The organism is Spirosoma litoris (assembly GCF_054776755.1).
Genome location: NZ_BAAHBI010000007.1, coordinates 190224 through 208815, shown reverse-complemented (window position 1 = coordinate 208815; position 18592 = coordinate 190224). Strand labels below are relative to the sequence as shown.

Sequence of the window (18592 nt, the reverse complement as noted above, 5' to 3'; positions counted from 1 at the left end):
GCTAATAGAATTGATTGAAAGCGGTAGCAAGTTGGGGCAGTAATGCTCCTTTTACTACCTGATGGTTAAATTCTTTTTGGGTTCTTACCAGGCCCGTCACGGTCAGATCAACAGCCTGAATGTGAATCGGGCCAGTGTTCATTAAGTCGGAATGGACCGTGTAGGTCTGGGGCTGGGCCGGTTCCTGGTTGTACATGGACGGGTACAGCAACACCACCTGTCGGGTATTTCGGCGGAGACCGTAGCTGACCATCTGGTAGAGGTCGGACTGGCTGATCCCGGCTTTTAGGTCGGTCGGTTCGGATGGTCGGACTTTGTATTTTGTATCGACTATTAAATTGGCTCCGGTTAGCCTATCGGTCAGTAACAGGTCGTTTCTGATCTGGAAAACGGCTTTTCCGGTCGGTTCGGATCGGGCCAGGAAATCGGTCGATTGTGTTTTGACCGTGTACCGATGCCCTAACTGGGACCGGACGACTCCGGCAATGAAATCTTCGTAGACCATATCCATCGGAACCAGAAAACAGAAATGTTTCTGGTGGGCATTCTGGCGGTTCAGGTACTGATCCGACAGGAAAAACCGGCACATAGCCAGGCATTGATCGTACCCCTGAAAGAACCGGTTGATCTGTACCGTATGGCAATCCTGAGCCGTACAGGGAACATCAGCTACCTCATCGAGCAGAAAGACAATCCGATCCAGGTCCCGTCCGGTATCGGCATACCGACACAGATGCCCGAGCCGACGGGCAACAAACTTGATGATCTGGTTGAGTCGGTTATTGAACACAAAGGGTTCATGATCGCACACCAGCTCATGCCAGTTGCCCCGGCTCAGGCTGGTATTCACATAGGCCTGGGTGTTGAGCCGCCCCCGCAGATACGGCATGGTTTCCGTCGTCTCTTCATACTGATGATAGGGAGAGGCCGACAGTAGCTGATAGGTAAACCGGGCAAAATACCGGATCAGGGCTTCGGGAAAATTGTCGATGGTTTCGGAGTCCGCCAGCAGATCGGCAAAAGGGAAACGAACCCGCTGGCTGTAATCCAGCCACCAGAGCAGATGTTGGAAGGCTACGTTTGACTGGCCTTTGCCGAACAGCTTGGGCAGAATCTGGATAGTATGCCCTTCGTACTGGATAAAGCCGACGTACTTCCCGGCTTTCATGGTCAACTGCCCCTGGCCCGGATCAAAGCCAAATTCCAGAAACTGCTGCCGGGCCGATAGGGGCTGATCCGGGTCTTCGTCGAAAAAGAGGGTTCGGGTCTGCCATACCTCATCCAGGTACTGACTCAGGCCAGCCAGTTTTTCGGCCAGTGGTTTAGGTACCGGCTTTCGGTGATACTCGATCAGGCTAATCGGGTCATTCCACATGGCTCACGGTCAGTTGATCGGTTAGGGGTTGGCGTTCCGACTGGATGCCAGCCTCGTTCAATACGGTCATAACCAGATCGGTCCGACCGTTGAAATATTCCATCAGCAAGGGGATAACCCGGTTGTTGAACACGGCAGGTAACTGGTTGAGTGGTTTGCCAATGAAGTAGGCATGACCAATCAGGAAGTCGGCGGGTTTGTGATGGGCCAGAATAGCCCGGTTCAACCGTTCCAGTACACCACTGGCGGGGGCGTCTACGACCTCATAGTTTGGGTATTTGCCTATAAACTCGAACCGCCGACGTAAGGCAATATCCAGCAGAGCCAGGGATTTATCGGCCGTATTCATGGTACCAATCAGATACAGATTAGGCGGCACTGAAAACGGCTCACCAGATGGCAGGGTAACGGTCAGTTCGTTTTCTTCACCCAGTCGTTTGTCTTCTTCCAGTAGGGTAATCAATTCACCAAACACCCGGGACATGTTAGCCCGGTTGATTTCGTCAATGACCAGCACGTAGTTTTTAGCCGTCGTCCGTGAAGCTGACTGATGGCCACGTTTCGACAATTCTTCTGATAAGGGCAGGTAGTACGGCTTAAGTCCGTTTGGCTGAACTTCCTGCCCACCCTCATAAATCCGTTTTAACGTGCTGATACTTAAGGTATGTTTTCGACTACCATTCGACTTTTCAAACAGGATACTCCGCTCGCCCAGGCCGGTAATCTGAAACAATATTCCAGAAGCCATCTTTACCTGAATAGGCTTATCGAAATCTGTAAGCGGCTGCATAAACTCCTCAAACAACTCGTCAAAAGGTCGTAAGGCAGAGGTAGAGCTATTACTACGGCTCGCTTCAAAATTCTGGCGAGCCCGTTTCGCCAGTCGGTAAAAAATGCCTTCCCGCTGTTCAAACTGAAGGCTCCCGGCCGACACATCAGGTTTCAGTCCCATCACAAAATCCTCGTAAGTGTAGTTCTGGTGGAAGGTCACGAACTCTATTTGGCCTTCTTTGCGGAGCTGGTCAAACCGGAGTTTATTTGCCTTATGATCATGATCTTTCCGGCCATCCACGATGTCTACGGCCAAGTCGATAGTTTCGTAGGTTTTACCCGTACCCGGAGGGCCGTAGAGAATGATATTTTTAGGATGGTTATTCAAGGAGACTGGCATGAATAAGCTTTCTGGTTTTACAGGATCGATCAGACCATTTTGTTCAAATACTGGCTTATACTGAGGATACTGTTTGATATATTCCTGAATTATTTGTGGCCCCATTCGGGTCGGAGAAAACGTATCAATCCGAAATAGATTACGATTTTCAGGAAACAGATTTTGAGGATATTGCCATTCTTGATCGGCTAACCACTCGACTGAGCGGGAATGGCGGTTATAGGGTGTATCGGATCGGTATCGATAGGGGCCTCTTATAATCCCAATTCCAGCAACTGTATTCCTACCCCGGTTGGCAAAAACCACATCACCCTCAGTAGCATCTTTGAATAAGATCATATTCCAAGTCTGATTCGAGTTTTTATCCGCCTTCCCTAGATAATTATCTAAATCAGCCTGAGTAGCATACTGGCTCAGGGAACCTGTATCATAGTTAGAAAAGTCGATGGCCATTACACTTTCCCTAAGATCATCTGCCCAGCGAGCCGCCTGTTTTCCAGGAGCATACTTCCAAAACCGTCGGTTTCCTATCGGAATGGCGGGTCTAGTCATTTGGCTAATAGACTCATACTGTTCACGGGTAGCCGTAAAGTTTGTGCCCTGACTACCTCCCTTAAAATCTGCAAAGGCAGTCAATCCCTGTATGTCCTCTTTTATGACAGGCTGATCCCATAGATTGAGCAGGATCTTTAACTTTACCCGTCGGGTCGATTCGCCCGCAAAGCCCGGTAGCTGATAATATTGCTCTCCTGTTTCGTCTATTCCAGTATAGACCTCCGACGTTACCTCGGCCAGAGCGTAACAGCCTGCTTCAGGACCTGTTACCCAGAGAATGACTTTGTCTCCTGGCTTGATTCGTTCGGCATGAGCAGTAACCCGCCATGTTTTTAATGCTCTATCTCTCAACGAGTCTACAATTCGAAATTGAGCTGGATTGCCCTGAAACACCCAATAGTTTACGTTCTCGTTTTCAATAGCCTTAGGTACTATCTGGTAGCCGCAGTTACGGAGAAAAGTAAAGGCAGGCGTATTTTCTCCACCATCAAATAAGCTATGATCTAACTCATTACCTGTAGCGTATTTATACGCCAGAGACAACACGTACTTAGGAGGGTATCGCTTACCTCCAACTAATAAGTCGTATGTAGACGATTGCCGTCCAGATCTTACACCATCTCGATTGATCTCATCAATAGCTTTCCTAATATCCTCTGGGCGAACAGGATCGAATAGAGACAGATTCATAAAGGCAAGTTAAGTTGATGAATGTGAATAGGATTAAAATAAGCTCAATTGCCCGCCCGACGGCCCGGCATGGCGGCTGCTGGGAACGGGGCTGGCTGGTTCCGCAACCTCTATCGCTTCCTCTTCGTCAGATTCCTCCGAAACGACCGAAACCAGTTTCCCTTCAAACGCCTGTTTCAGGATACTTTGTCGTAAATTCTCAGCCCGGGCCAACTCCTGCCGAATGGTGGTTTCCATTGAATCAGCTTCAGATAATCGGGCTTCGATTTCCGTGACGATTTGGGTCTGGGTATGAATATCTGGCACAGGAAATTCAAATTTCGCAAACTCTCTACCGGTTAGATGCTTGATAGTTGTACCAGTAAAATGTTGAGCTAGATAGCCATTAAAAGAACTTAAATGTAGGAAATGGTAGAAGAACTCTACATTAATCGAGTGAGTAAATCGGATACGATGTAGGGCTTTTTGAATTTTCAGACCACCATTTTGCCCCTTCCATATAGCTGCTCTTCCAGGTTCGCCACCCTCACATACAACAAGATCGCCCTGTTCAAGGCCGTAACGCTCCTCCTCACTGGATTCAAACCTCATTTCTAGTAGATCACTAAGGTCAAAAGCTCCCCAGCGTACATTAATATTCCTCAAATAGGGTTGGGCAACTCCCTTGTTTTTTGCAGCATCAAGCATTTTGCCTAACCGCATATCTGCCACTTCCCCCAACTTCACCCGCTCCCAATCTGGGTTATTGAGGTAATGATGCAAAACCGCCTGCCGATAGATTTTCAGCCGATCAAGGGCCGTTTGGAGTTCCCGAGTTCCGGCCTCCAACTCCGAAAACAACTCCTCAATCCGGGCTACGATGGCTTGCTGAACGGTGAGTGGAGGGAGGGGGATTTCAATCTTGTTTAGGTTGGCTTGATTTAATTTGGGCTGAGCAGACCCTGTTACGTAGTCATTTATGTGGAGGGAATTGAAATAGTAATTAAAAAACTTAATATCTAACAGTGATTTGGGTTGGAGTATATGGGCATGATTATTAACCCAAAACTTACCTGAAACTATAAAAGAGAGGGGCTTTGTTTTAGACAACAAATTAGCTCCGTCTTCTCCAATTAAGATATAATCACCGTCAAAAATATAGGAGTCGATGTGATCTACTATCTCCGTGGCCCCGTAATACCGGTATTCACCCTGTCGTTTGGATCGAACTTCTCTACTAAGGGGGACTCTTTTACCATCAAAATTTGTCAAAATCTCCCCCAGCTTCTTCCAAACCCACCCTTTCGGCAACTGTATTTCAGACATGATTTAATTCGGTAATAAACGGGCAAGATACGGCTTTGACGGCTTAATCAGCGTCGGTTGTTCGGGTAACCGGGCCATTTTTCAGAAACTCTTTTGTCAGCCGGATAATGTTCTTTTTAAGCAGGTCATGATCGTATAAATCCTCGATCACCATATCCTCAATCTGACGGGCCAGGGTACCCATAATTTTCGACTTAAACAGCCGGACAGCCAGCCCTATCCAGACATTAGAAAAGGCACCGTTGGCCTTTAAAATGGCAAAGAGCCGTTCTTTCAGTGCCCCGCGAGACCGGCCCAGTAAATCAGTAAGCTCGGTTACCGTCCGAACCGGATAGTCCGGAATGGGCTCAGGAGGAGGAGCTATGGACGGTGGTCGTTTCGCTGAGCTTGGTTTTCGAATAAGCTTAGGGTCGATATCCGGAATAATGGGCCAATAGTATTTCCCCTTACTCTTGTAGGTAAACGTGTTCTGGCTTTCTGGATCGGCATAGCCTTCCGTAAAGATTGTATTCGTCGTATCGGCATCGATCCGGAAATGCTCCCGAAGGAATTTCTGGCAGTTAAGCCTGCCTAACTGAAAGTCATGAGCTCGATACGCCTTTGTCAGGAACCCGCCAAAACCACCGAGTGAACCACAGGCAATGGCCTGCGATCCGATAACTTTCCGGTTGCCAGCCAGCCGGGTTGGGGCAATGATGTACTTACTGATTAAATCCTGATCAACAGCTTGCTGAAGATTCCCCTGTTTGAACCGGAGCTGCGTCCGCATGGTCGAGTAAATCTGACCGATCAGGGTTTTCAGCAGCAGTCGCGGCTGGGGTTTGATCTGGGGTGGATTCTGAATCGTCGGAAAGGGCTCAATCATCAGAACAGAGGCCGCTGTCTGGTTATTTGCCGCCCAGGCATACCGGTCTTTAGCCGTCTGCGTTGCCTGCTGAACAAACCTCCGTTCTGCTTCCTCTTCATTAGGATTGGGTTTAGGCTCCCGGCCCCGAAACCCCAGAATATCCTGAGCGATTTCGAACGGCTCATTGTTCAACAACCCGCCATCCACGTTGACACTGGCATAGAGTTGATTATCGTTAATTTTAAAAATAGACTTATTGGGAGCCAGGTAATTGATCAGCCGATTATCGTTCAGATACTTACCTTTTCGGATAACAGGCCGCCATCGTAACCCAACGGGAAAGGCTCCGGTAGCCATGGCACAGTCGCGCAGGGTATGCAAGCCCTCGTTGGTTTCATCCCCAAACAGTACGGGAATTCGTCCATCATGATTGTAATGCTTTCCGACAACAAAATGACCAAAATCCCGGTGGTTGATACTAATGTAACGGCCATCAACCTCATGACTGGGGTCGGTTACTGTTCGGCGGGTTTCTGAATCATTATCAAATTTAATAACCTCCTGAAAGCCTGTCAGATTGCTCAGGGATACGCATATCTCCAGATTTTCCGAAACGTAGGGGCGTGGTGGGCAGGACTCATTGATCTCAAGCATTTCCTGAGCCACCTGATCAATAAAGTTGGAGTTCAGTACGGAGGCAGCTCCATGCTCGGGCAGATCATCGGTATCGAGCATGATGGGCAGCATCTCATCGGCCAGCAGATTGACCCAGGCCTGATACAGCTTGTTCTTCTTCCGAGTTGAATCGAAATGCAGATAGCCTCCGTTTTCACTATTCACCGGATCAAGCCGATCGTGGAGGGCCGCAGCCGCAATAGCCGCTGTCATACCACCGGCCGATGCTCCGGTCATAATATCGATCACGACACGATGCCTGGGGATTCGTGGGTCCTTATCACGGACCTGTTCCCATCGGTCGAGGGCTTCAATCAGGTAATCCATCACACCAGCCGTATAGGCACCAGCGGAGATGGCTCCGGCCATGCACAGGCCGAGGTAAAAGGTGGGCTCTTTCGAGTCGCTCATAAACAGGAAGGGTCTAGGTAGAATAGGTGATAGAAAAATACATATTCTTTCTGCTCCTTTACCAGCCTGTTCGTTCAGCTCCTTAAAATAGTGGGTTACTTTAGTTAAAGGTAGAGAATTCGAGCTCAGTCAACCGCCTTCCCCCCTGCTCTTTTGAGTAACCTATAGCCTGATTATCAAATAAAATGCTTGGTACCTATTAACGTATACAACTAGTTAGTATGTTTATAGCCAAGCCTGCCTCTGCATGAACTCCGACTCCAGGTCGTTGAAGGACAACCTTCTCAGTGCAAAGGTGGGCTTACTTTATTTGACAGGGTCATTCTTTTTAGGCTGGTAGTCAACCAATTAGTTAACAACAAAGCCTGGTTATTTCAGTTACATTATATATAATTGTACCCCATTAGTGAAGTTCAATGGCCGATCGACACCCTTATACACAGGCTGATCTGGCAAAACTTGGTAATGCCATCATTTACCTGATCGACCGGATTGGCCCTCTATCCAAGACCAAGCTTCTTACACTGATCTACCTGCTTCAGGAGACATCGGTTAAAGCTTACGGTCTGCCTTTTTTCAATATGCCCTTTCTGGTCTGGCGGTTAGGGCCGGTGGCCGAAGATGTCTTTGTCGATTTTTCGACCGAAGAACCTGTTCTGCTAAGCGATTATATCCAACGTCAGGAGCAGGATTGTATAACGACGCTGAGAAGCCGTAAACCCTTTTCGGATGATGAGTTTTCGGACAATGAAATGAATCTTCTGGAAACCGTAGCCCAAAAATTCGGTTCGTTAACGGCCAAGGAGTTGGTAGCCTTAACCCACCGCCCCCATTCGCTCTGGCACCAGATTGCCCGAGAAAAAGGGGTTCTGGATTATCTGGAAAAGGGGCTGATGACAACTACCGACTATGAAATTGATTTTGGCCGATTGCTGGACAACATGCCCGAGAAACAGCGGATGTATGTTGACCAGTTGGAGTTTCTGGCCCAAAGCCAGGCATTAAAAGTTTAACCTGGACTTAGTAGACCCCCGGTAAAGAGAACGTACAAGCGGATGTTGGCCGAAGGGCTATGAGCCACCTATCAGGCAGCTAGGTGCTCATTCAACTCATCAATCAAGGGGAAGGTCCGATCACCAAACAGTTTCCAGAGTCGGCCTAGCCCGCCATGTTCTACAAAGGGCGACAGCTCAAAATCGTCCCTGTCGAGCTGAATAGACCGGGCAATGGTATCTTTCATCATGCGGAGCCATTCCATCTGCTCTTCGGTAAATTTCAGAGAACCCGCCTGCTGACGAAACACCCAGGTCTGGAAATTACGGTTTACAATCTGGTCATAGGGCGTAAGCTCCGGATCGATGTCGACAACCTTCCGAATCAATGAGACCAGGGCCACCAATTCCGATTGAGGGCGGTTGCCTTTTACATTGCCCAGCACTTCATAGGCTTTCCAGACCGTAAACGGGGCCAGGGCCGGTTTGTCGACTTTTAGTTTCTCTACCACCTCCTGAATCATTCGGTAGGTCAGCTCTCGACGGCGGTTAGGCTGGTTATAAAAGATTTGCAGGGCTGTAATCTGGTCCCGGTGTTCGTAGAGATAGGTCTTAAAATCCTGAATGATCTGTTCGGCTTTATCGGCCATGGAGGCATCCCACCCAGCCGCGATAACCGTATCCAGATTGACCCCATCAATCAGTTGCTCATGGGTACGACGAATGGATTCGATCAGGTCCCGATAGTCGGGATCATCGAATACGGCTATAGCTTCCCGGCACAACGCTTCCCGAGCTTCGTCGAGCAAAGCAGGTGTAACGGAGCCCTCCATACGTTGGGCCATGAGCCGGGCCTGTTCCTCTATTTTATCGGGGTTGTAGGCATCCAGCAGTTCATTGACCACCCGGTTGATGGTCTTACCCCCAGCCTTCTTGCTCAACTGTTCCCGTTCGACCGGGCTGAGCTGCTTTTCCAGCCGGGTCAGCCGATTGGCCAGGGAGGTCAGTGTATCTTCAGAAGTGTCTCCTCCTACGGCTACACTCCAGAGCAGGTCTTTCAGGCTAATGCCGGATTTCCGTTCCAGGGGTCGGCTATCCGTTTTCAAGGATCGGCTAACCCCAACCGCATCGACCAGCACGAAATGGGTTTTATTACCCACAGCCGAGGGGGTCACTTTCCGCAGATCATCGGCCGACATAGTACGGGTTCCCCGGCCTTTCATCTGTTCGAAGTAAGACCGGGATTTCACATCCCGCATAAACAGCAGGCACTCAATGGCCTTTACATCGGTTCCGGTAGCAATCATGTCGACTGTCACGGCAATCCGGGGATAGTAGGACGTTCGGAACTGCTGAAGGACCTCCGACGGTTTCTCGCCCCCATCTTTACCCACACTGTAGGTTACTTTCCGGCAAAACTCATTCCGTTCGTCAAAGACCTCCCTTACCGTTCGGATAATATCATCGGCATGGAAGTCGCTCTTGGCAAAGATCAGGGTTTTCGGAATTTCAGTCCGATGGGGGAACAGTTCAGGCAGCTTGTCCCGGAAGGTTCGGATCACGGTTCGGATCTGATCGGGGTTGACAACATCCCGATCCAGGGCCGAACCTGAATAGGTGGTATCTTCATCCAGTTGTTCCCACCGTTTCTTCCGGGTCTGCCGGTCCCTCCTATCGATCCATTCCCCAGCTTTGACGACGGCCCCATTTCGGGTAATTTCGGTTTCAATGGTATAGACATCGAACGGAACGTTAACCCCATCGGCAACCGCCCGTTCATAGGTGTACTCACTGACCACATTCCGGTTGAAGAAGCCAAACGTCCGGTTGTCGGGCGTTGCGGTCAGGCCAACCAGGAACGCATCGAAGTAATCGAGCACCTGTTTCCATTCGTTATAGATGGATCGGTGGCATTCATCAATGATAACAACGTCGAACGTCTCTATGGGTATCTGAGGATTGTAGACGACCTCTCTGGCTACCGGAGTCAGCCTCCGCTCGTTGGGGGATTCGTCCTCAGCCGACTCATCGACCTCCTCTCCCCGCAGCGATGAATAGAGCCGTTGTATGGTACTGATACAAACCTGAGCCGAGGGGTCTATAAAAGATGACTTGAGCCGTTGAACGTTATAGAGCTCGTTAAACTTCCGGGGATCGTCGTTTGGGGTAAAGGCCTGAAACTCCTGTTCGGCCTGCTCGCCCAGGTTCCGGGTATCGACCAGAAACAGAATTCGGTGGGCCTTCGCATATTTCAGTAGCCGGTACGTGGCTGTAATGGCGGTGAAGGTCTTACCAGATCCGGTAGCCATCTGGACCAGAGCTCGGGGCTGGTTTTTACCAAAGGACTTTTCGAGGTTGTTAATTGCCGTTATCTGGCAGTCCCGGAGGTGACGGGTATCCAGCTCCGGGAAGCACTGCAACCTTCCCCGTAATGAACTCCCCTGTTTCAACCAGTTCCGAAGTGTTTCGGGCCGATGGAAGAAAAAGACTTCCCGAGACCGGGGAATTGGATCACCATTATCGGTAAAGTGGGTTTCGGCTCCGGTTGACTCATAGATAAACCGGAGTGTTTGATGGTCTTTCTGCCACTTTAATTTACTAGTTGCATACCGCCCGGACTGCTCCTCCACTGGGCTAAGGATGGTGCCCTCCGGTTTAGCTTCGATGACCCCGACCGGCTTCCTGTCCACAAAAAGCAGGTAATCGGCTGGCCCGGAATCGGTAGGATACTCCCGTACCGCTACCCCTGGGCTAGCCGAAAAGTTAAGGTGTTTAACATCCTGTACAAGCCAGCCAGCCTCAGCCAGCATTTTGTCAATTTGTTGTCGGGCAATCTGTTCGGGGGTCACGGGCGGAATAGCATCAGTCGACCGGAATATACAAACATTATCATTAATGTTACTGTATAGGTCAACTATTTCGTTATTGGTTGGCTATCCACAGAATTGTACTTATATGCTCAAAACTGGTTTGGGTCTTCCTCCTCCTCTTCTTCCTCTTCTGCTTTTTTTCTACGCTCTTCTTCCTCCTCCTCTTCCTCTAACTGTCTTTATCTCTCTCTTTCTTCTTCCTCTTCCTGCTCGTCCCTAAGTTGCTGTTCATATTCTTCTTTATCCTCCCTGGCGTCCTCTATCAACTGATCCTCAGAAATAGCATTAGTTGACAGAGAACACTCTCCATCTCTACCAATAATTGTCACTCGATAATCCACTCCTTCAAAGCTATGGAACCGTGCTGTCCCACCACTAATGTCAGCTATAGAAAAATGGCTGTGATCTAACCAGCCTCCGTTTGGCCAGTAAATCTTTTCTAATTCGCCATCTTCTATATCAATGGCTAGAGTGTAAGTTGAACTGGTCCCTGTTTCAGAGTAGTAATAATTGACACGGGCACAATATCGGCCATCGGGATATTCTTCATCCGATTCATCAGAGAAAGAACTATTATTATTGGTGGTGTCATCCTTTTTTGAACAACTAAGCCCCAGCAAAAACAGGGTACAAGCAAACACAGTAAATTTATATTTCATAAAATCAAATGGTTGGGATCTGACAAATCTATTAAAATACCACGTTCGTTTTCAGAGGTTTTGTTGGGCGGAAACCATCTCAAAAGAACGTGGCCAACAAAATACAGCATAACCGCTTACTACTGCTCTTAATAGATCAGGCGAAAAGGGTGATGAGGCCAATACTGCTGGTTGATCTGGAATAGTACCCGTTGATCAGCGGCAGCACCAATTCGGGTAACTATCAGCCGTTCACCTACCTCATATGGGGGATACATGGATTGACAAACAACCTGAAACGGGCAGTGAACCCGGAATAATTTTCCAGCTCCATTGACAAACAGGCAGCTTGTAACACGATCAAAGCTGGCAGGTATGGAAGAGTCTTTCAGCATTTTTACATTGGTAGAGAGAGCTGGACAGACTATGCATGGTAGTCTGCCCAGCCTGTTTACTGAAGAAACCAGTTTGTAGCCCCACCCTGAATCGTCAGGAGAAGGCTCTTGGCTATGTCAAACGAATTGACATTCCGGTCCAGAAAAGTGTCAATGTAGCTTGATTTGATAGCTCCGGTAAAGAGATTGTAAACCCGCCATAGGCTTATAGAGCCATCCTCCAGTTGGCAAAAGGATTGGTCCCGATAATAATCTCGGGCAATGGTCGCTAACTGCTGATCTCCCAGAAGCAACGGGGGAATTGTTCGTCGGGTAGCCAGGGGCAGAAACTGATACAGACGGCATCGGCCAATCAGTTGGGCAAACTCCGTCTCAGTCAGATAGTAATTCGTTAGCTGGGTGAGTATGTGAAGCTGTTGTTCAGCCCGGTACCGAGTGATAAGCTCAGTAATGGCTTGAACTAACTGTTCGACCGACTTCACCCGAAGGTCTGCCACATACCCATCCGACCAGACACACAGGTTTGTACAGACCTTATTCTGAAAGCCGATGAAAACCTTGAAATGTTCATCGGCTCCTTTCCGCAGGTGGAGGCTATCCAGGTTATAGGCTTTTACCCCACCAACCGTCAATGACAAGGCGTTTCCTCCAACGGTTTCCTGAATGGTCGGTATCTCGATCACAAAGGCAGCTCGTTCGAAGTAGAGTGTCTTCTCCCATTCCTGTAAGTCCTTAGCGGGTTTGTTTCGGGCCTGAGGGATACGTCCTTTCACGGGGTGAGATACTCGAACGGCAGGTTCCAGAATGGATTCCTGAGGGAAAAGCCGGTACACGGTTTCGGTTGTGGCTTCAATAAACTCACTATGGCTGATCAGGGGTTCGTTGTCTTTGCTGTATACAGGAATAATATGATACTGCTGCATTTCAACCAAAGAAGTATCCTGTGTATTGGCCTGGATAAAAGCCGATTCGGAGGAGCCATGATCAGGAAGCAGAACAGCTTCCAGAGCCTGCTCTGGTTGGTTAAATTGATGTTCCATAGTCTGTATTGATAAAAGGTTTAAATGAAAAAGGGACCTTCTCAGGCCCCTTCGTTTGTTTCATATTTCCAGTCTGTCATAAAACAGCCGCTAAGGGAGAGCCTGCCAAAACCGTTTCCTCCATAGAATTCTGTTCAATGGGCTGATAGTCGTACCGATGTGATCGGGTAATGATTTCTCCGGTGTCAGGAATAGTATACTCATAGGGCTCACATTCCGTTTTGGTAATACAGCCTGGCAACTGTTTTCCGACCATCTGTTTGCAAATCGCTTCAGGGAATGTAGCCGACAGGTAACATTTCCGAACCGTCACATAAAACCGACCCGTTTGCTGGGAAAGCACCAGTTCAGGTTCCTGGCTGGTCAATTCAAGTACGAGATAGGGTTTGCCTTCCATTGAGGTACGTTCCTGATAAGATGAAATGGTAACCATAATGATGGATTGTTTAAAAATGAAAATTGGTTTAATGAGCAATAAAACCCCTTTATGGCTATAGATTTAGTAACATATTTCCGGCAAAAGCAGAGTTCATGTCAGAGGCAATAAGCCAGCCATCACTCATACTGTCGGTCAGCTACATATAATCCCGTGAGCTGTTATAGGGGGGGGTACCGGATGACCGAAAATGGGCGGGGGTGTACTAGTACCCAGAGTAGCTCTGACGGGGATATAATAAGTCTGGTCCTAAAGCACTTTGGGTAGCTGGAAAACAAAAAAACCGCCCCAACGAATGGGTGCGGATGTTGACAATAGTCGATCTGTATTGTCAGCTATAGGGTCTAGTAGCTACAGTAAGACTTCGGCGGCTGAGTCCAGTTCCTCGTCATCAAAGCTTTTGAGGTAGATCTGGGTAACTTCTTCGGTCGGATGACCCATCATTTCAGAAATTAGCCCATTACGGACCCCCTTCTTTTTCAGCCCAGTAGCAAAACTATGACGGGCTACATAAGTAGTCATTTCCAGATTTAGGCCAATAGATTGACCTAATTTCCGTAGGCATCGGTTGATATTCTGACGAGAGCTACGGATTTTTTCCTCAATGGCTTCAACAGTCCGTTCTATTCGATTATCCAGAATTGGAAGCAGATAACCTCCCTCATTTTGGTATTTAGTCAATATTGCTTGAACTGGTTCGGTAATCCTGATCGAAAACGGTTTCTTCGTTTTTGACCGGACATAAAGCAACCGGCCATCATGTAAATTAGCGGATGTCAGCAAAGCCATATCCCGGTAGTTCATGCCCCGGCAGTAGTACGAGAAAAGAAAAAAGTCTCTGGCTTTAACTTGAGCAGGGGTTGGCGGAGTTAAATGGATAAGTTCCTGAATCGACTCCTGACTAATTGCCCGCTTTATGGTTCGTATCCGGCTATACCGGGCAAAGCTGAATGACTCAAACGGATACCAGTCCTTTGGCATCAACCCGGCTTTCCGTAAGCGGTTCACAACCACCTTCAGGTGCCTCATGTACACAAATACACTATTCATCCGACAGCCATTCTGAATCAGGAAGGTTTCCCAGTTAACCAGCATGGTATATGTTATAGCCGAGGCCGGTTTATCTTCCTTCCAGAACCGAAATAAGGCAGCGTGTAACTCCTCAAAAGCCCGGGCATAGCTTATCCGGTTTGCCGCCCGGAGCTGTTTACTGAGTTCTTTGATTGCTTCACCTACCAATGGCTCATCCAGCTCCGGGGGAGCTTCTGGTAATTTCTTTATCTGCTGAACGATCTGGATAGGATGCAGATCGTCATTGCTCAACCGGATTATCCGGTTATAAAGCTCGGACAGGTCTTCATTAATTGCTTTATGCCTAGGGTTGCTTTTTTTAACCCGCTCCCGGACTTCATCCCAGTAGCTGGGTTCAATATGGTGTTTGGTAGACAGGTAGTAGTGTTTCCGATTCTGGGTAATTCGAAGATGAATCGGGTACAAACCGTCTTTCGGTTTTTTGTCCTTACGGATCAGGACTCGGATAGAGAGGTTCATAAAATTAGGTAAAACATAGGTAAAACATTTATGTCTGACCCGTCCCTAAAAACCCCCTAAAAACCCTCCCAATGGGCTTTTTACGGTCGATTCCGCCTGATTTGTAATCAGGATGCGCAAGCGCGTCGGGGGTTCGAATCCCTCCACTGGCTCTCTAAAAAAAGCCACTTAACAGAAATGTTGAGTGGCTTTTTTCATGTAGTTGCAATACATTTTTTTGGATTAGCTTTTGATAGGGGAGGTGCTGATGAAAAGATTTACTCAGGTTGGTCTGATAAGCAGAAACCCAGGTAATCTGGCTTAACCGTTGGTTACGTTTCGGATAGATTTTCAGCGCTCTTACCCGAACATAGAGCGTTTGTCAATCTGAAGCAGTTTATTTAGTCCGTTACGTTTCAAGACATTATAAACGGCCCCAGAAGACACCTTAATATCATGATAGCGTTCTAGGTACTATTTGATACGCATCTGACCAGGGTAGTGGGTCTTTCATAAGCGTAAGATCAACTCTTCAATCTCAGGTGGGGTTCTCAGCTTTGGATTTTCGGGGCAGGGTTTATTAGTAATCAGCCCTGCTTTACCCGATCCTTCATAGGCCTGCTTCCAACGGCCCGCCGTCGCGGTGATAAAACGTCGCACAGGAAATATTATAATAGCGGCAAGTCTTTGTGATGTGGTTAATTTCTTTGGCGTAATTGAATACCTTCAATCGCTTCGGTGATCCGATTGCGCCGAATGTCGGATTGTTCTTTCGGACTCATAGTGATAACAAGTTAAAAAATTGAATTGAAGAAGGACGGGAGAATCCAACTATTTGCACGCTTTTGGAGTCTTACGAAAAGACATGGCTAAAAATAACATAAAATCACCAGTCGATCATTTTCGGCCAGCCGAGTTCTAAGAAGCTGTTCTTTTCGCCTTTATTTGTAAAAAATACACACCCGTAATGAAACTATTGTACGATCACCAGGCCTTTACCGCAAATCGATTTGGAGGAATATCCCGCTACTTTTACCATCTCAGGAGTGCTCTTCGCCAACAAGGTATTGAAGCCCGAATAGCGATTCTTTTTTCCAATAATGAGTACTTAAATCAGAACGCCTGGTCTCGCACTCAAACCTTTCGTTATTTTTTGGGCTATAAACTCACTAACCGGCTCTTTTCACTAATCAATCGCTTGTGGAGTTCGGTGCAGGTATTACGGAAGCAGTATGATCTATTTCATCCTACGTTTTTTCATCCCTATTTTCTGAAATTCATTGGTAATAAGCCTTTTGTCTTAACCTATCACGATGCAATCAAAGATAAATTTGGTGATAAATATGGGCATGTCGATAATACATCGAAGGCTCAAAAACAGCTTTTACTCAACCGAGCTGCCCATATCATTGCGGTATCAGAAAATACCAAGGCTGATTTAATCGAGTTGTTCCAGCTTCAAGCGGATAAAATCACGGTTATTCATCATGCAACTTATTTCCGTGATATCACCGTACCCGACACGTTCCAAATCCAGACGCCCCAGTCTTATCTACTTTATGTTGGCGCTCGGGAGAGTTACAAAAATTTTGCTCCGTTTCTTCAGGCTCTTGTTCCTCTATTCAAAAAATACCCATCCCTGACCTTAGTTTGTGGCGGTGGAGGAACTTTCACTGTCGATGAAAATCGACTTATTGAACAGCTAGGACTAAACGGCCGGATCAGTTACTATGCTATAAATGACTCAATCTTGTATCGTTTATATCAGCACGCTCTGGCGTTCGTATATCCCTCGCTTTATGAAGGATTTGGAATTCCGATTCTGGAGGCCTTTGCCGCTGGCTGTCCAGTAGTAGTAAGTAATACTTCCTGCTTCCCAGAAGTAGCTCAGGATGCCGCCCTTTATTTTGATCCCGAATCTGCTCACTCAATTCAACAACAGGTTGAATCCATTTTAGTCGATCCTGAGCTGCGCCAGTCCTTGCGTCAGAAAGGGTATCTTCGACAGGAAGCGTTTTCTTCTGAGCAACTGGTTCATCAAACTCTGGAAGTTTATCGGCGAGTAATCGCTCTCAATGAAAATGCCGATGTAAAGGTACCTTCCCACTACTCTGCTCTGTAATGGGCTATTAATTGACAGAAAATGTTACCTGTTGCCGTCATTCATCAGGAAACCAATTTTATAGTTGTACGATCAGCTGCGTAGCGTTAAAATCGTATGCCATTAACTACGTTCATTCTTGATCTGTAGCAGTCGGGCTTATATAAAATCTTTGATGCAGAGAATCAGTTTAATCCATATTTAACCCAATACCCACTGAGTAAGGTCCTAAAATAAGCTTCGCTTGAATAGCTTTGGCTCTGTTTACTGATTTGTGTCAATGCTATGGACTGGATTTATACCTTACCTAATTGGCTGCTTTTTCTATTCTGTACTGGAACTTCCATGACCTTTGCCGCCTTGGGTCTGCTGGCAAGCCGAAAATGGGTGCAACGACATGCCGATCAACATGAGCAGCAAAATGATTTGGTGAGCTACTTTTTGGGAGCTTCAGGTGTCATTTATGGTATCGCTCTGGGGTTAGTAGCCGCTGGAGTCTGGAGTAATTTTCAAACCTTATCCGGAGAAGTTGATGACGAAGCAGGCATCACGGCAGCGATCTATCAGGATATCAGTGCTTATCCAATGCCCCAGCGCCAACTATTGCAGCAACATCTACAAGACTATGTCAAGGCCGTAATTAATCAGGATTGGCCTCATCTTCGACAGGGGAACATGCCTACAGCAAGTACCCACATCCTCTACCGGTTTAAACGGGAATTATTCAATTTCGTACCCACCGATGCTGGGCTACGCTTAATTCATGAACAGGCGCTGGAGCAGTATAACGAACTTGCCAAGGTGCGACGGGACCGATTGCAAGGCAGCACCAGTAGTTTACCGGCTGTTCTATGGTGGGTCATTATTCTGGGCTCTTTTATTAATATCATTATTACCTGGTTTTTTGTCAGTGATCACGTAGGATATCACCTATTACTGACACTTTTGTTAGCTCTTCTATTAGGCTCCTTATTGTTTTTGACGGTAGCGATGGATAATCCTTTTCGGGGTGACTTTAGTGTAGATGCCGAATCGTTTGAACAGGTGCTTAGCCAAATGCTACCCGCTTCTACGGCCAAATAGACGGTTAAACATGCTTTCGAATCTTAATAGCCAAATCACTACACAATCAGTAGTAGGACACGGTTTGGTGACCGTAGATAGAAGTAACTCGCTATTAATCAGAATTTAATTCAGCTCGTAACTGCCTTAATCTTCATTCTCCTATCTTCAAATCTTAAAAAAAGTCTGATTCTTAATTTATCTATCGATGGAAAAAGTCGTTGATTATTCACTGGAATGGGATGTTAATCCTAATCGGCCGGACGCCTGGCGCATCGTCATCTCGACATCAAAGCATGATACTCCCTTTAGATTGCCGGTAGATTCACCCGAGGAGTTTTTGGCAGCGGCTCATATGCTCAGTAAGTCCTCAGTAATGTATGATCTTAATACTGGCCTGCTGGTTGTGCCACAACGACATGCTGGGACATAACCAACTTTCTTTAAACTGCTTCGCCTAAATTAGTCACAGCTGATTTCATCAAAGCCTTTTACCCAA

General features: G+C 47.3%; 15 protein-coding genes. 4 read left to right on the top strand and 11 right to left on the bottom strand.

Annotation, left to right across the window (positions count from 1 at the left end):
- Position 1: 1 nt before the first annotated feature.
- Genes ACYVGR_RS04710 through ACYVGR_RS04695 form a run of 4 tightly spaced genes read right to left on the bottom strand, consistent with a single transcriptional unit; the run spans position 2 to position 7029 of the window.
- Positions 2-1375, bottom strand: coding sequence for an McrC family protein (locus ACYVGR_RS04710; RefSeq protein WP_460954123.1), 1374 nt, complete (start codon positions 1373-1375; stop codon positions 2-4).
- Positions 1365-3791, bottom strand: coding sequence for an AAA family ATPase (locus ACYVGR_RS04705; RefSeq protein ID WP_460954122.1), 2427 nt, complete (start codon positions 3789-3791; stop codon positions 1365-1367). The genes ACYVGR_RS04710 and ACYVGR_RS04705 overlap by 11 nt, the downstream gene beginning before the upstream one ends.
- A 33-nt stretch (positions 3792-3824) precedes the next feature.
- Positions 3825-5096, bottom strand: a complete 1272-nt coding sequence (locus tag ACYVGR_RS04700) for a restriction endonuclease subunit S (protein WP_460954121.1) — start codon at positions 5094-5096, stop codon at positions 3825-3827.
- A gap of 43 nt (positions 5097-5139) precedes the next feature.
- Entirely contained in the window at positions 5140-7029 is a 1890-nt protein-coding gene (locus ACYVGR_RS04695) for a patatin-like phospholipase domain-containing protein (RefSeq protein ID WP_460954120.1), read from the bottom strand.
- Positions 7030-7445: 416 nt separating this feature from the next.
- Here ACYVGR_RS04695 and ACYVGR_RS04690 point away from each other — a divergent pair, with 416 nt between their 5' ends.
- Entirely contained in the window at positions 7446-8042 is a 597-nt protein-coding gene (locus ACYVGR_RS04690; protein WP_460954119.1) for a Panacea domain-containing protein, read from the top strand.
- 71 nt (positions 8043-8113) lie between these two features.
- On the opposite strand, the gene ACYVGR_RS04685 is transcribed toward ACYVGR_RS04690, so the two are convergent.
- The 7 genes from ACYVGR_RS04685 to ACYVGR_RS04655 all read right to left on the bottom strand — a co-directional run bounded on the left by ACYVGR_RS04685 (position 8114) and on the right by ACYVGR_RS04655 (position 15590).
- Positions 8114-10870: a type I restriction endonuclease subunit R gene (locus ACYVGR_RS04685; RefSeq protein WP_460954118.1), complete on the bottom strand. Its 2757-nt coding sequence runs from the start codon at positions 10868-10870 to the stop codon at positions 8114-8116.
- Positions 10871-11070: 200 nt separating this feature from the next.
- Positions 11071-11550 carry a hypothetical protein gene (locus ACYVGR_RS04680; RefSeq protein WP_460954117.1) on the bottom strand — a complete coding sequence of 160 codons (480 nt, stop codon included), beginning with the start codon at positions 11548-11550 and terminating at the stop codon, positions 11071-11073.
- A gap of 128 nt (positions 11551-11678) precedes the next feature.
- A complete protein-coding gene (locus ACYVGR_RS04675) occupies positions 11679-11924 on the bottom strand; it encodes a hypothetical protein (protein WP_460954116.1) in 246 nt (81 codons plus the stop codon).
- A gap of 56 nt (positions 11925-11980) precedes the next feature.
- Complete coding sequence (locus ACYVGR_RS04670) at positions 11981-12964, bottom strand: DUF3871 family protein (protein WP_460954115.1); 984 nt, start codon at positions 12962-12964, stop codon at positions 11981-11983.
- 76 nt (positions 12965-13040) lie between these two features.
- Positions 13041-13397, bottom strand: a complete 357-nt coding sequence (locus tag ACYVGR_RS04665) for a hypothetical protein (protein WP_460954114.1) — start codon at positions 13395-13397, stop codon at positions 13041-13043.
- A 354-nt stretch (positions 13398-13751) separates the two neighbouring features.
- Positions 13752-14951, bottom strand: coding sequence for a site-specific integrase (locus tag ACYVGR_RS04660; RefSeq protein ID WP_460954113.1), 1200 nt, complete (start codon positions 14949-14951; stop codon positions 13752-13754).
- 489 nt (positions 14952-15440) lie between these two features.
- Positions 15441-15590 (bottom strand): hypothetical protein, encoded by a 150-nt coding sequence (locus ACYVGR_RS04655; RefSeq protein ID WP_460954112.1) that lies wholly within the window; start codon positions 15588-15590, stop codon positions 15441-15443.
- Between the two features lie 307 nt (positions 15591-15897).
- Between ACYVGR_RS04655 and ACYVGR_RS04650 the strand changes: the two genes are divergently transcribed.
- The 3 genes from ACYVGR_RS04650 to ACYVGR_RS04640 all read left to right on the top strand — a co-directional run bounded on the left by ACYVGR_RS04650 (position 15898) and on the right by ACYVGR_RS04640 (position 18526).
- Positions 15898-17052 (top strand): glycosyltransferase family 4 protein, encoded by a 1155-nt coding sequence (locus ACYVGR_RS04650; RefSeq protein WP_460954111.1) that lies wholly within the window; start codon positions 15898-15900, stop codon positions 17050-17052.
- Between the two features lie 324 nt (positions 17053-17376).
- On the top strand, positions 17377-18114 hold the full coding sequence (locus tag ACYVGR_RS04645) for a bestrophin-like domain (RefSeq protein ID WP_460954110.1): 738 nt from the start codon (positions 17377-17379) through the stop codon (positions 18112-18114).
- A gap of 187 nt (positions 18115-18301) precedes the next feature.
- The gene (locus ACYVGR_RS04640; RefSeq protein ID WP_460954109.1) at positions 18302-18526 is read left to right on the top strand and encodes a hypothetical protein; all 225 of its coding nucleotides are present in this window, start codon (positions 18302-18304) and stop codon (positions 18524-18526) included.
- Positions 18527-18592 lie beyond the last annotated feature (66 nt).

What these genes read in the sequence shown, in the direction of transcription:
- ACYVGR_RS04700 (WP_460954121.1), bottom strand. Translation starts at nt 5,096, where the DNA reads ATGTCTGAAATACAGTTGCCGAAAGGGTGGGTTTGGAAGAAGCTGGGG.
- ACYVGR_RS04695 (WP_460954120.1), bottom strand. Translation starts at nt 7,029, where the DNA reads ATGAGCGACTCGAAAGAGCCCACCTTTTACCTCGGCCTGTGCATGGCC.
- ACYVGR_RS04660 (WP_460954113.1), bottom strand. Translation starts at nt 14,951, where the DNA reads ATGAACCTCTCTATCCGAGTCCTGATCCGTAAGGACAAAAAACCGAAA.
- ACYVGR_RS04705 (WP_460954122.1), bottom strand. Translation starts at nt 3,791, where the DNA reads ATGAATCTGTCTCTATTCGATCCTGTTCGCCCAGAGGATATTAGGAAA.
- ACYVGR_RS04650 (WP_460954111.1), top strand. Translation starts at nt 15,898, where the DNA reads ATGAAACTATTGTACGATCACCAGGCCTTTACCGCAAATCGATTTGGA.
- ACYVGR_RS04640 (WP_460954109.1), top strand. Translation starts at nt 18,302, where the DNA reads ATGGAAAAAGTCGTTGATTATTCACTGGAATGGGATGTTAATCCTAAT.
- ACYVGR_RS04665 (WP_460954114.1), bottom strand. Translation starts at nt 13,397, where the DNA reads ATGGTTACCATTTCATCTTATCAGGAACGTACCTCAATGGAAGGCAAA.
- ACYVGR_RS04675 (WP_460954116.1), bottom strand. Translation starts at nt 11,924, where the DNA reads ATGCTGAAAGACTCTTCCATACCTGCCAGCTTTGATCGTGTTACAAGC.
- ACYVGR_RS04710 (WP_460954123.1), bottom strand. Translation starts at nt 1,375, where the DNA reads ATGTGGAATGACCCGATTAGCCTGATCGAGTATCACCGAAAGCCGGTA.
- ACYVGR_RS04680 (WP_460954117.1), bottom strand. Translation starts at nt 11,550, where the DNA reads ATGAAATATAAATTTACTGTGTTTGCTTGTACCCTGTTTTTGCTGGGG.
- ACYVGR_RS04670 (WP_460954115.1), bottom strand. Translation starts at nt 12,964, where the DNA reads ATGGAACATCAATTTAACCAACCAGAGCAGGCTCTGGAAGCTGTTCTG.
- ACYVGR_RS04690 (WP_460954119.1), top strand. Translation starts at nt 7,446, where the DNA reads ATGGCCGATCGACACCCTTATACACAGGCTGATCTGGCAAAACTTGGT.
- ACYVGR_RS04645 (WP_460954110.1), top strand. Translation starts at nt 17,377, where the DNA reads ATGACCTTTGCCGCCTTGGGTCTGCTGGCAAGCCGAAAATGGGTGCAA.